This is a genomic window from Calditerrivibrio sp., from assembly GCF_049968475.1.
GTDB classification, from domain to species: domain Bacteria; phylum Chrysiogenota; class Deferribacteres; order Deferribacterales; family Calditerrivibrionaceae; genus Calditerrivibrio; species Calditerrivibrio nitroreducens_A.
On the sequence record NZ_JBMFQS010000007.1, the window covers coordinates 16,850 to 29,939 of the forward strand.

The following is a 13,090-nucleotide window of genomic DNA, read 5'->3' on the forward strand; positions in this document are numbered from 1 at the left end:
CCCTTTTTTCGCAACCATTCCAAATCAACTGATCACAATTCCAGCATACCCCACAACCCTATCGTAATCCCCACTTACTCTCCCACTTGTGGTGTGCATGATCAGATCTCCCTTTTGGGCCCCAAGATTCTTTGCAACTATAAGCCCTATGGTGGATGGTATAACACCACACATGGAGATATCTTTATCTCTCACAACATCATACAAACCTTCTGGGTCAAGCCTCAATATTGCATCTATGGCATACTTATCCTTCACAAGAGTCGTTTTTTCATCCTCAAAATGGTTAAAATCTGAACTGATTACAAATATAACCTCATCTTTAAAATACTTCAACACATCAAGTATTTTCTCCGCCACCAACTTACATTCATCATATCTTAAATATGATATGGTAATTGGCACTATTTTACAGTTTTCATTCAAGTATTTAAGCATAGGAAGTATCACCTCAAGGGAATGTTCCTTAAGATGAGCAAGTGTATCAGTTTTTAATCCTATATTTACGAACCTCTCCACCAACTCTTCATCCACATCAATATCCCCAAAAGGTGTTTCCCATGAACTACCTGGATATATGGACACCCTTTGACCAAAACCGGTATGGTTAGGCCCCATGAGAATCACACGTTTTTTTATGTTTATAGATGACAATACCCTGAAAGCCACTTCACCGGAGTAGATATAACCAGCATGCGGCACAATAGAGACCAACGCATCATTTTTTACAGTACCAACCTGCCCCCACGACTGAAAAAGTTTTTTTAAAGTTCCTTTATCTGATGGATAAAAGTACTCTTTTACTACAGCTTCCCTGCGCATATATATCTCCCCAATGTTTCCAACCAATGTTTTCCAGGGTTTAGTGAAATATTAAAAAAGCTATAATCATTCACAAGATAAAGGTCTTTCTTTATCTTTTTTATCATAGTGGTATCGTTGCGCAGTAATTTAAACTTTTCAACAAGTTCCATATTAACATTTTTCAAGAAAGTCTTGCTGATGACCTTCTCTATAATATCGATACTGTCAGCTATAAGATAAATATACTGATCTTTTATAAAAAATTCAATATTTACAACATTACTTTTTACAATGGCATAGTCATTTCCTAAAAATTTGTCGATATTGTCAGAAAGCTTGTATACAGCCACCACTTTATTGAAATTGACCCCTTCAATATCTTTGCTCGTAAGGTATGAAGTGATTACCACATTCTTTTCAGACAACAGGCCACCTATTTCCACATTATTATCACAGGCAATCAATTTGGGCTCTGAAAGGGGGAATCTATTTTTTATCAGGTAATCAATTGCAGATCTTATACCATTTTTTTTGAGAAATCTTCTATAAAAAAATCTATTTAGAAAATTGTCGGAAAACTTATAATAAATATCGGGCAACATAATAGAAGCTATATCAAATCGAAACACGTCGTACCTACTTTCATCTTTGCACACAACCTTATTTCCACTGACTTTAACTCCACCAGGGCTTTTACACAGAGCCACATTTACACCATTATTCTCCAGAAAGACCGCCAGCTTATTCAGATTTACACTGGGATTTAGAAATACTATCTGCTTAGTAAACTTTGACTTCATTATAAAAAGAATCCCTCTCCACAGGAATAAACCCTGCCGACTTTATCATATATATCAATTCTGATTCAGTCAAACCCTCTTTAGAAGAGGCTCCAGCTGAATGGGTGATCTTCTCTTTTACGATTGTCCCATCGAGGTCATCCGCTCCAAAATATAAAGCCACCTGAGCTGTCTTTTCCCCCAACATAACCCAGTATCCCTTGATGTGAGGTATATTGTCAAGAATTATCCTGGATATCGATATAATTTTGATATCCTCAACACCAGTGGAAGGATAAAGATGGCTCAAAAAGGTATTCTCCGGATGAAATGAAAGGGGAATAAAGGCATTGAACCCACCTGTTTTTTCCTGCAGCTTTCTAAGCTTGAGAAGGTGATCGATAACATCATCTTCAGACTCTATGTGTCCATAGAGCATAGTAGCATTTGTTCTGATCCCATGATTATGGGCAATTTCCATAATTTCAAGCCATCTCTCAGCCGAGATCTTTTCAGGGCAGATCTCATTTCTCGTACCTGCGGCAAAAATCTCCGCTCCACCACCCGGCATCATATCAAGTCCAGCATCTTTCAATTTAATTAGCACCTTTTCTGTGCTTAAACCTGATATCTTTGTAAAATAGTCTATCTCTACAGCACTAAAGGCCTTTACTGCAATACACGGGAAATTAGATTTTATGGCTCTAAGCATATTCAGATAGTAATCAAACTTGAAATGAGGATGCAAACCACCCACAATATGAACTTCTTTACAGTAGGCACAGTTTTGTTTCAGATATTCAATAACATCGTTAATACTGTATTCATAGGCATCTGCGTCCGATTCATCTTTTGCAAAAGCACAAAATTTACAACCATTTATACATATATTCGTATAATTAAGATGTATATTTTTTACAAAAAATACCTTATCCCCCCATAACGAACGCTTTATTTCAAAAGCCTTCTTTCCAAGGTTAATAATATCTTCTTTAAAAAGGCTCTTCATATGATTTTACCCTTTTTTAATGCACTTTTAAAAGCAGAAACTATCTCCCGGTCAAACTGAGTACCCGAACATCTATCAAGCTCTTCAATTGCTTCTTTTGCAGTTCTTCTTGGGCGATAACTTCTATCTGTTGTCATAGCATCATAAGAATCTGCCACAGAAAGTATCTTTGCACCTATCGGGATCTCTTTGTCTGTAAGCCCATATGGATAACCTGTCCCATCAACCTTTTCATGGTGAAAAAGTACATAGTATGGCACATCACCTAAGAATTTTATAGGCTCTAAAATCTCCTTACCATAAACAGGATGTTTTTTCATTTCAACAAATTCTTCTGGGCTCAAACGATCTGGCTTTAAAATAATATATGTATCAACACCTATTTTACCTATATCATGCAGTAATCCGGCATATGTCATATATTTCCCAAATTCAGAGGGAAAACCGATTTCATCCACAATCATCTTACTATATTTTTTAACATTTTCAGAATGTCCCCTGGTATAACTATCTTTTGCATCCACCGCATTGGAAAGAGATATAATTGTTTGCATATATCCATCGGAAAGATCGTGGAAAGATAAAGAATTTTGAAGAGCAAGAGAGATCTGCCCAGAATAAATATTGAGCATCTCTTTCTTTATGTTTGATAACTTTTTCTTAGAATCGTAATATATGGCAAATATCCCCCATAAGCCATCTTTTGAATACATGGGAAAAATAATTATAGAATAGTTTTTACCATTGCACACAGCTTTAAACTCATATTCTCTGGCGGAGCTAAAAAGTATTAAAACCCTCTTTGCATAAAACTCATCATCCAGAAATGTTACTATCTCCTCATCGGCATTATGTAGGGTAAACTTTCTATTAAAAAGCTTTACATAAAAACCATCCACACCAAATTCACCGATCAATTTTTTGGTGATCTCTAAAAGTATCTCCTCCTGTGATAAAGTGGAAGAAAGGAATCTTGCAGACTCATATATCGAAACGATATCTGTGAGTAATGCCACCTCTCTTTTTAATTTTTTTGATTCAAGGGCTTTTCTAAGTTTTGAATGGACATCGTTTACATTAAAAGGTTTCGTTATATAATCATCTGCACCTATTTGTAACGTTTCAATAGCAGTTTCAAGACTTGGATACCCAGTGATAATAATAACTGTCATTTCAGGGTAACGTTCTTTAATGATTTTTAAAAGTGTAATACCATCCATTTCTGGCATCTTAAGGTCAGTCATCACTATATCGATTTCATCTTTTCTTTTTTCAAGGATATCGAGGGCTTTAAAACCATTCTCCGCCTCAATAAATCCATAATTTTCCTCTTCAAAAATCAACTTTATGCTATCTCTAATATAATCTTCATCGTCCACAACTAAAATATTGATGTCTTTTTCCATACATTCCACCATTTTTTATTAGTTTATTATATAAAACAATCAAGAAATAATCAATATTTTATTATGCCGATATTATCATTTCCAGTGTTATAACTATGGCATGTAGTTAAACAAGAGTTTCTTACAGGGACTAATTTTGTTACACTAATTTCCTAAATTTGTAAAAATTAAATGACGGCAGAAAATTATTAGATTGACATTGGTGAGTAAATTAGTGTTATATATATTTAATGAAAAGCAGGGAAATTATAAGTTCACTCACTCATTTAATTTTCGGTTTTGTAGCAATATTTCTTACATTCATATCTGTAAAAAAAGGTGTAGAACTTAAAAGTGTTAAGCATATCGTCTCTTATGCTGTCTTTGGTATCACCATGATATCCCTTTATTTTACGAGTGGCTTATATCATCTGACTCAGAAAGGTTCACATAAAAAAATTATATTAAAAAAGCTTGATCATATTATGATATTTTTCCTCATAGCAGGGACGTATACACCTTTCTGTTTGATTACTCTTCAAGGCTATGTAGGATCGGTTATTTTATCAGCTGTTTGGATAATCGCTATCTTTGGATTATTCTTTAAAATATATTTCATCAACGCCCCAAGGTCCCTCTACACAACCATATATCTATCTATGGGTTGGATTATTATTTTTGCAATCTACCCTTTATATAAGAATTTAAATATTTACGGAATATATCTACTCCTTATGGGTGGGCTCTTTTACACAGTAGGTGCAATCATATATGCAATAAAAAAGCCAGATCCCTTCCCGGACCTATTCGGTTTTCATGAGATCTGGCACATATTTGTAATAGCAGGTACACTTTGTCACTTTGTAGCAATATATCTTTATACGTAATTAAACAAATATTCTAAAATCTATCTCCTGAAAAATGCTATTTTTACTTTCAAGCTTCTGTAAATATTCAAAATCCACATCACCATTCAGCATCGACTCCAACTTTAAAAAATTGAAGATATGCTCCTTTTCCCTCAATGTGGCATATTCTGTAGCGGTCTTTGTTGTAATAAGAAATGCCCAATCGCTGCTCTGGGCAAGCAGCAACTCCCTCACCATCTGATTTAAGACTCTTTCCTTTAATGGATCTACGGTATCCTTATAAATGGAAGCATAGTAAACAATTTTATCTGAAATAATTTTTAAATGTTTATATATCCATTCGTTCCCTTCGTTTAGCCATACACCATAGTACCCTTTGTCTCCCCATGAAGATGGATTGATTTCCAGTAACTGGTTGGTATTATATTCATTTAGATACTCCATAGGGGTTACAGGTTTTACCACATGACTGTGATTCATATATTTAAAGACATTGTACAGAAATTCCGGCCCTTCAAACCACCAATGTCCAAAAAGCTCCGCATCATATGGGGAAACAATCACAGGTTTTCTATCCATATACTGAACCAACTCCATCACCTGCTTCTCCCTCTCCTTTACAAAATGCTTTGCATGCTGCTCCACTTTCGTAAGAGCATGCTCTCTTACATAATACTCTTTATAATCAGTAGCCCCTGTCACCCTATGATACTTTATACCCGTAAATACCCTTGTACCATCAGGACATATATAAGGCTTGATATACTCATAATCGAGATCATAGCCTATATCCCTATAAAAATCTCTGTAATCCACATCCCCTGGATAACCTTCTTTTGAACTCCAAACCTGTTTGGAAGAGGAGAAATCTCTGGCAAATGCCGCAACTCCAGACTCAGTAAAAACGGGGGCATATACACCATACCTTGGCTTCGGTTTCCCGAATATAATTCCATGTGTGTCGGTGAAAAAATATCTTATTCCATACTCATCAAGTATCTTTTCAAGCCCTTTGTAGTAGGCACACTCCGGTAGCCATATCCCTTTTGGGCTGGTTCCAAAATGTTTTTTATAATTATTTACAGCCACCTCAATTTGTGCCCTCACAGCCTTTTCATTGTAGCTCATAAATGGAAGAAATCCGTGGGTGGCACCGCAGGTTATAATTTCAAGGTTTTCACTATCCTTATATCTCTTATAAACAGATAGAATATCCCAATTGCAGTCTTCCATAAATGATTTTGTAAAACTGAAAAACTCTTTGTAAAATATCGCAAGCTTATTAAAGTTGAAATCGTTGGATGTTCTTTTTATCTCTTTTTCCGAAAGCTCAATCATCCTATCAAGATAAAGCTTATATTTATCTATCAAAACCCCATCCCTCAACATTTCACACAAAGGTGGAGTCATTGAAATGGTAAGTTTGAATTCGACCCCTTCAGATTTTAGTTTTCCAAGGTATTTAAGCAGAGGAACATAACATTCCGTAATAGCTTCAAAAAGCCAATGTTCTTCCAAAAAATAATCATGCTCCGGATGTTTCACAAAAGGGAGATGGGAATGAAGCACCAAAAGCCAATATCCATGCATACTCATCTCCACTCAACGTTATTTTTAGAACTTATAGACTTTAATACATCCTTATAGAGCTCTATACTGCTGTAATATCCATCCATCCCTTTAAGGGAAAGATGTATTATCCTCTCCACATTTTCCTTTACAGTCATATACAAAACATCATCCCTATCTGAAACTCTTTCGGCAGGCATCTTGAAACTATTTGATCTCATTAAAGTTTTAAACTGCCCATTCACCTCTAATCCTATCTCCGCCCAGGCCTCCTGATCCTCCAACATAGGATTTGAAAAGAAATAGTTTCCACTATGGTCAACTTTCACCCTGGATATCTCCCCCATACCATTCGTCACCAGTTTTAAAACCAGCTTAAAGTTTAATATATTTGTATCTTCTACAAATTCCGTCAATTTCGATTTCGTAACCTCCCAGCAAACGTATGCCCTTTTTGCATCGATAGGCAAAAACATAAGCATATCGTAGTTGTATGTTTCAGGTAACCTATAATCTATCTTTGCTGGTGAAGCAATTTCATTCTCCTCTCCCTTTGTACTATAGCCCACCATATCCGAAGGAAGAGGATCAAATTTCGACTTTTCCACGAGTATCTCAGAGTTTACCTCATCCTTTAAAGCTCTTATCAGTTCATCTCTGGACATTTTTGACCTTCCCCTTATATTTTTGGCTTTCGCCATTTCATACAGTTCATTCTTACTGAGTGATTCTAAAACAACCATTCTTAAGCTCTCCTTAAACACTTTTTACTCTCCTGAAAAAACCAGAAGAAAACGATAATCATAATAATATATATTATATCACTATTTATTTTTTTTTCCATATTTTTACAAAAAATTATATTTTTTTTACCATGAAAAATCATTTCAATTTCAAAACCTTTTAATACCTGACAGGATCTCTGTACATTTCTCCGGTAGAAAAGGATTTACATAAACACCGGTGCCTTTTTCAATTCCACCTATACGGTTGATTCTGGGAATCAATTCTATGTACCAATGGAAAAAACGCTCTTTATACTTTGAAAACTCAAGTTCAGGTATGTCTATGTTACAAGCGGCATTTATCAGATTTATATTCAAAGATGCACCATCCAGCGCCACATTATATCTCTTTAAAACATCAATCATGATTTCGGCAAGTTTTACTTTCTCATAATCTTTTAAACCAATAAAATCATGCGTATGAATCAACGGTACGATGTGAACTTCAAAAGAATGTCTTGGGGCATAAGGTGAATAGGCCACAAAAAAATCGTTTTTAACAACTATTCTTTCTCTTTTTTCCAATTCAAAATTGAGAATATCACATATTAAACATCTATTATTCACGTAATAATATTCATAAAGATTCTTCCATATATTCTTTATTTCGTTTGGCAAAAAAGGGAATGCCACAATCTGAGAATGTGGATGTGAAATGGTTGCACCTGCCACTTTTCCACAATTTTTTATCATCGTGATATATTTTAACCTCACATCCTTCCTTAAATCTGTTATTCTTGCAATAACGGCATTAAACAATCTGACAATATCATCCACTTGATAATCAAAAATTTTTAAGTTATGAGTTCTCGAATCGATTATTACCTCATGTGCCCCAAGCCTTGAAGAAAAGGCATAAGGTCCATACTGCTTTATACCATCTGTCTCTTCAACCTTTAACAGAGGGAATTTATTTGGTATGACCCTGGTGAGCCAGACTTTTTTCCCATCAACTATTCCGGTATCCTCATATAGACTTCTGCCGGTATACGATTCATGCCCAGGGCAGAATGGGCAGTATTCTGGATCATCCTCAACCTCCTTCTGGAGTATCAGATAATCCCCCCGATCACCCCTTTCCGGTGCAAAAACTATCCATCTCTTTTTTATAGGATCATATCTAAGTTGCATATTTTACACTCCGATTAAAGATATATTTCTCCTTTTACTTTCAACGTCTTTGACAATTTAAACGGAAATACAAATGCTACCCCCTGTGTGGTAAAATCAACCCCCTGCTCACTCTGGTGAACAGTATCTACACTATAAGCAAACATATCTGTACTCTTATTCAGCAAAATTTTCAATGAAATATTCCCTGCATTCACTTCGATCCTTTTCGCGGTTGTGGCAAACCCCTTTTTAAAGATTTTTTTATTGATAACCAAATTTTCATATTCAAAAAAATGAAAGTTCATCTCCATCAAATACCACAAATCTCCGCTGTAATCTGTATCGATGGATATAGAAAATTGAAGTTTATCCTCTTTAAGGCTAAACTGCTTTTCAAGGACCGTATTATATCTTTTATCCATATAGATACCACCAACCCTTTTAAAAGATAAAACTCCTTCCTTTAGCTCCATGTCAAAAGGCTGATTAGCAAAATCACCTAATTCCCTATATCGGTTCATAGCAATCTCATCAGATGTAAAAGCATCCACAAAATGATCCACAAATGAATTTCTATCATACCAGTCAAATGCTATCTGTTTTTTAATATCTTCATCAAGTGAAACCTTCATCTCATGAATTGTCGTGATTCCTGTAGCCAACTCCTCGTCGGATACCTTATCGCTATTTAACAATGCATCATGATAACCTTCCCATCTTCGGGAGAGGGTATTTAGAATGTTTATTTCAAATTCTTTAATATCAAAGCTTTTGAGTTGACCTCCATGTTTAGCTGTAAAAAGAAGATTAACTTTGTCATTTCTAAGCATTGCCGTACCGTATCCATCCAGTAGAAGATCATCAACCATCACATCAGGCGACTTTTCCATCTTTTCAACCTCTTTCTCAGCCTTTATAATATACCTGAAAGCATTATCTCTGAGGTTTGGAAGATATATACCCCCAAAGATCCCATGCCAGAGAACATCGTTGCACTCAGCTCTAAATAGGAGATCATCCAGATAATCGTTTTTCAATTCTTTGGCTTTTTCGGATATTTTGAGTATTCTTTTATGTATATGGTTACTCTCAGGATACTTCACAAAAAAGTTTTTCCAGTGGGCACCTTTCACAAAAATATCAGCCACATCTGCAAACTCAGATCTCTTGACAAAAGAGATAAACCGCTCCATCTGTGTAAATTTATCCGCAAATAAAGACCATTCCCCCATCTCCTTATAAGAAGTCAGGGGAAGGTAAGCAAGTCCCAGAGGTTTATTCTCTTCAACAAACTGATAAAAATGTTTAAAAGAGATATCTTTTCTCTCCATAAATGACTCAAAAAATCTCTTAAGCCAACCCTTTTCATATACCCACTCGTATGTCTTTGGCCATACACCAAACTTCTCTCCATCATCAAAAATTATTGCCGATTTCCCACCTTTCTTCATTATTTCATCAGTATAGCTTAAAATATCTTCCGGCTCTTTAAATGGGATGATATACCTGAGCTTCTGATCTATCGGAAATATATTCATCTTTACTCCATCCTGTTCTGTCACAAAGTAACCGTAGAGTGAGTCTTTATGAAAACCGATAGATATAAAATGATAATCATCCACCACAATATACTCTATTCCACACTCCGCCAGATCAGGAATAATGGAAGGATCCCATACCCTTTCAGTAAGCCACAATCCCCTGGGTTTCTGCCCAAAATTGTTGTGGATAAACTGGTTTAACTTTTTTATCTGACATATTCTGTCCCTCTTTGGAATTGCAGAAAGTACAGGCTCATAAAACCCTCCAGAAAAAAACTCCACCTGACCTTCATTGGATAACTTTTGAAACATCTTAAAAAGATCAGGATGATTATTTTTTATAAACTCCAGCAACCATCCACTAAAATGCACCGCAAAATTAAATTCTTTATAATTAGATGCACTTTCAATAAAAGGTAAATAACTTTTTAACGTCACCTCATCAACGATATGTTTAAAATTATCCACCGGTTGATGACAATGTATACCAAAAAGAAATGAAAAACTCATAAATCACCTCATAATTTATACGATAAATTCTATTTTAAATCCATTAAACTCTTTATTGGAAAACACCTTTAAAGATATCCCATTTTTCTCGCATATCTTAAAAATTGTGTATATTCCAAGACCTGTACCACTACTTTTCGTAGTAAAAAAAGGTTTACCAAAATTTTCAATTATTGCCTCATCCACACCAGGGCCATTATCCTGGTATATCATTTTGTTATCATTGTTATAAATATCTATAACTGCATCATTTTTAATCTCATATGAATTGATCAACAGATTCCATACTATCTGTTTAAATTCACTGTCAGAAAGCGGTAACCTGAAGTAATCGTCTAAATTTGATTTTATCACAAGATTTTCAAAAATCCCACTGTTTTTAATATAGTAGATGAAATCATCAAGGATATCTTTTACTTTTATATTATCACTTTTTTTAAAATTATCCTTTGAAATAATCAGCATATTACCCAATATAAGATCAAGTCTGTTCAACTCCCTCATGAAGATCTGCACCAGTCTGTCATCGCCCCTTACATCTTTCAAAAGTAGCTGTAAAGCCCCTTTAATAGCCCCAAGAGGATTTTTTATCTCATGGGCCAGGACGGAGGAAAACCTTCCAAGATCCGCAAGCCTTCTTTCCTCTTCTAATTTTAATTTGAGTTGCTCTTTTTCAGAAACATCCTGAAATATAAAAAGATTAGCAGCCATTAACCCTTTAGGATCCTTGAAAGGGCTTAATTTATACCCTATAAATTTATTTTCATTTTTTACTATACCTTCCGAAACTTCAATCTTAATTAAATCATCAATACGCATCCCCTCCAGATTTTGAATATCAAATATCTTTCTTGCACTATTGTTTGCTGATAAAATAAATTTATTATTGTCGATAAGCATCACACCAAAATCAACATTTTCAATAATAGCCTGGTGCAAATTTGTAAGCTCAGCTAATCTACTCTTATATTTTTCACTCTCCAGAAGCTGCTTTTTATATTTTTTATTGAGCAGGCTTACGAGAAAAACAATTAATAAGAATGACAACACATATTCACTTAAAAGCATAAAATATTTGAAATTGTAATATTGAGGGACAAAAAGACTACTTTTAACAATAAATAAAAAAGAGAAAATTATAATAACCGTTAAAACACCTACAATTCCTCCGTTAAACCCCTCATAAAAACTCATATAGATGATAACAACTGCAAAAAAAAGTATATATGGGCTATCCAGATAACCGGTATTCAAAATAAGATAAGAAGTAATTATCAAATCAAAAATAGCTTGAATGTAAAAGGACACCTTTGGACTTATAACTTTGCTTAAAAAAACCACCATCAGTGAAAAAAATACCACCATCAAACCGATATTTATAAATAAAATGGTATTTATTTCACTTCGGAAAATATCTGCTAATACATTACTAAAAAAGAATGTTAATACATATATAAAGAGTCTGATGGAGATGATAACATAATTTGTTTTCTGATCTATCATCCACCAACAACGCTACCCATCTTAAATATCGGCAGATACATGGCAATTATAACAAAACCCACTGCCCCCCCAACAAATAACATCAGCATAGGCTCCACTAATTTTGTAAGCCCCTCAACTGCCCTATCAACCTCATCATCATAAAAATCTGCTATCTTAGTTAACATTTGATCCAGAGCCCCCGTCTCCTCACCCACAGAGATCATCTGAGTAACCATAGGAGGGAAAACACCAGCTTTTTCAAGAGGATAAACTATATTTTTTCCAGATTCTATATCTGTCTTACTTTTGATAAGATGTTTTTCAATAACCTTATTGCCACTTGTCTTTGCCACAATATCAAGCGCTTCAAGTATCGGCACACCACTATTCAAAAGAGTACCTAACGTTCTGGAGAATTTTGATATGGCAACCTTTTTTAAAAGGTCACCGAATTTGGGAATCTTTAAAAGAAATTGATCTATCATGTATCTACCTTTTTCGCTCTTTTTATAAAGGATTCTGATGGTAATGACGGAAATAACTATGAAAGCCAGAATCAATCCCCCACCATACCAGCTTGACAAAAAATTACTCAAATTTATGGTAAATTGCGTTAGAGCTGGAAGTGTGCCGCCAAAACCCTCATACATCTCTTTAAATTTTGGAATAATAAATACCATAAGCCCCCATACAACTACAACAGCCACCGTTAAAACAATAGAAGGATACATCATTGCTGCTTTTACTTTTCTCTTCAAGGATATTGCCTTTTCCATATACCCGGCTAACCTATCCAGAACATTATCGAGTAATCCTCCTGCTTCTCCTGCCCTTACCATGTTTATGTATAGGTCACCAAAAACACTTCTGTATTTTTCAAGACCTCTGCTGAAAGGTGCCCCCTGCTCAATCTGACTTTTAATGTCTTCAAACATCTCCCGTACACATTTTTTACTGGCCTGACTTGCAATAATATCAAGGGCCTTCATAATTGGAAGCCCAGCACTGATCATGGTGGAAAGCTGTCGGGTAATAATAACAATATCTTCATCTTTTATTTTATCACCAAAAGAGATCTCAAGACTTTTCCAATCCCTTTTGACCTCTTTTACCGTCATTCTCCTCATCTTGAGGGCTTTTATGACATCTTCTTTATTTTTCCCCTCAATTTCCCCCTTAATTTCGTTACCAGTTGCGTCAACTGCCACATAATTAAACTTTGCCACAACTACCTCCAGCAG

General features: G+C 35.0%; 11 protein-coding genes. 1 reads left to right on the top strand and 10 read right to left on the bottom strand.

Annotated features, from left to right (window positions below):
- Window positions 1-24 precede the first annotated feature (24 nt).
- From amrB to ACP5Q2_RS07065, 4 genes are read right to left on the bottom strand one after another with little or no spacing between them, the layout of a single operon-like run.
- Window positions 25-822, bottom strand: a complete 798-nt coding sequence (gene amrB / locus ACP5Q2_RS07050) for an MEMO1 family protein (protein ID WP_428098632.1) — start codon at window positions 820-822, stop codon at window positions 25-27.
- Window positions 804-1,604, bottom strand: coding sequence for a hypothetical protein (locus ACP5Q2_RS07055; protein ID WP_424605826.1), 801 nt, complete (start codon window positions 1,602-1,604; stop codon window positions 804-806). The genes amrB and ACP5Q2_RS07055 overlap by 19 nt, the downstream gene beginning before the upstream one ends.
- A complete protein-coding gene (mqnE, locus tag ACP5Q2_RS07060; protein WP_424605827.1) occupies window positions 1,585-2,592 on the bottom strand; it encodes an aminofutalosine synthase MqnE in 1,008 nt (335 codons plus the stop codon). The genes ACP5Q2_RS07055 and mqnE overlap by 20 nt, the downstream gene beginning before the upstream one ends.
- Window positions 2,589-3,998, bottom strand: coding sequence for an HD domain-containing phosphohydrolase (locus ACP5Q2_RS07065; RefSeq protein WP_428098635.1), 1,410 nt, complete (start codon window positions 3,996-3,998; stop codon window positions 2,589-2,591). The genes mqnE and ACP5Q2_RS07065 overlap by 4 nt, the downstream gene beginning before the upstream one ends.
- A gap of 230 nt (window positions 3,999-4,228) precedes the next feature.
- Between ACP5Q2_RS07065 and trhA the strand changes: the two genes are divergently transcribed.
- Window positions 4,229-4,864 (top strand): PAQR family membrane homeostasis protein TrhA, encoded by a 636-nt coding sequence (trhA, locus tag ACP5Q2_RS07070; RefSeq protein WP_424605829.1) that lies wholly within the window; start codon window positions 4,229-4,231, stop codon window positions 4,862-4,864.
- Here trhA and ACP5Q2_RS07075 read toward each other — a convergent pair whose 3' ends face one another.
- The 6 genes from ACP5Q2_RS07075 to ACP5Q2_RS07100 form a co-directional block, all read right to left on the bottom strand.
- Complete coding sequence (locus ACP5Q2_RS07075; protein WP_428098639.1) at window positions 4,865-6,436, bottom strand: glycoside hydrolase family 57 protein; 1,572 nt, start codon at window positions 6,434-6,436, stop codon at window positions 4,865-4,867.
- A gap of 2 nt (window positions 6,437-6,438) precedes the next feature.
- The gene (locus ACP5Q2_RS07080; protein WP_428098642.1) at window positions 6,439-7,179 is read right to left on the bottom strand and encodes a DUF4912 domain-containing protein; all 741 of its coding nucleotides are present in this window, start codon (window positions 7,177-7,179) and stop codon (window positions 6,439-6,441) included.
- 129 nt (window positions 7,180-7,308) lie between these two features.
- Window positions 7,309-8,331, bottom strand: a complete 1,023-nt coding sequence (locus ACP5Q2_RS07085; RefSeq protein WP_428098646.1) for a galactose-1-phosphate uridylyltransferase — start codon at window positions 8,329-8,331, stop codon at window positions 7,309-7,311.
- A gap of 14 nt (window positions 8,332-8,345) precedes the next feature.
- Window positions 8,346-10,364: an alpha-amylase/4-alpha-glucanotransferase domain-containing protein gene (locus tag ACP5Q2_RS07090; RefSeq protein WP_428098648.1), complete on the bottom strand. Its 2,019-nt coding sequence runs from the start codon at window positions 10,362-10,364 to the stop codon at window positions 8,346-8,348.
- 15 nt (window positions 10,365-10,379) lie between these two features.
- On the bottom strand, window positions 10,380-11,867 hold the full coding sequence (locus tag ACP5Q2_RS07095) for a histidine kinase dimerization/phospho-acceptor domain-containing protein (protein WP_428098651.1): 1,488 nt from the start codon (window positions 11,865-11,867) through the stop codon (window positions 10,380-10,382).
- The gene (locus ACP5Q2_RS07100; RefSeq protein WP_428098654.1) at window positions 11,864-13,075 is read right to left on the bottom strand and encodes a type II secretion system F family protein; all 1,212 of its coding nucleotides are present in this window, start codon (window positions 13,073-13,075) and stop codon (window positions 11,864-11,866) included. The genes ACP5Q2_RS07095 and ACP5Q2_RS07100 overlap by 4 nt, the downstream gene beginning before the upstream one ends.
- Window positions 13,076-13,090: the final 15 nt, after the last annotated feature.

Coding starts and splice junctions, on each gene's coding strand:
- ACP5Q2_RS07075 (WP_428098639.1), bottom strand. CDS start 6,436: ATGCATGGATATTGGCTTTTGGTGCTTCATTCCCATCTCCCTTTTGTG.
- mqnE (WP_424605827.1), bottom strand. CDS start 2,592: ATGAAGAGCCTTTTTAAAGAAGATATTATTAACCTTGGAAAGAAGGCT.
- ACP5Q2_RS07055 (WP_424605826.1), bottom strand. CDS start 1,604: ATGAAGTCAAAGTTTACTAAGCAGATAGTATTTCTAAATCCCAGTGTA.
- ACP5Q2_RS07085 (WP_428098646.1), bottom strand. CDS start 8,331: ATGCAACTTAGATATGATCCTATAAAAAAGAGATGGATAGTTTTTGCA.
- amrB (WP_428098632.1), bottom strand. CDS start 822: ATGCGCAGGGAAGCTGTAGTAAAAGAGTACTTTTATCCATCAGATAAA.
- ACP5Q2_RS07090 (WP_428098648.1), bottom strand. CDS start 10,364: ATGAGTTTTTCATTTCTTTTTGGTATACATTGTCATCAACCGGTGGAT.
- ACP5Q2_RS07095 (WP_428098651.1), bottom strand. CDS start 11,867: ATGATAGATCAGAAAACAAATTATGTTATCATCTCCATCAGACTCTTT.
- ACP5Q2_RS07065 (WP_428098635.1), bottom strand. CDS start 3,998: ATGGAAAAAGACATCAATATTTTAGTTGTGGACGATGAAGATTATATT.
- trhA (WP_424605829.1), top strand. CDS start 4,229: ATGAAAAGCAGGGAAATTATAAGTTCACTCACTCATTTAATTTTCGGT.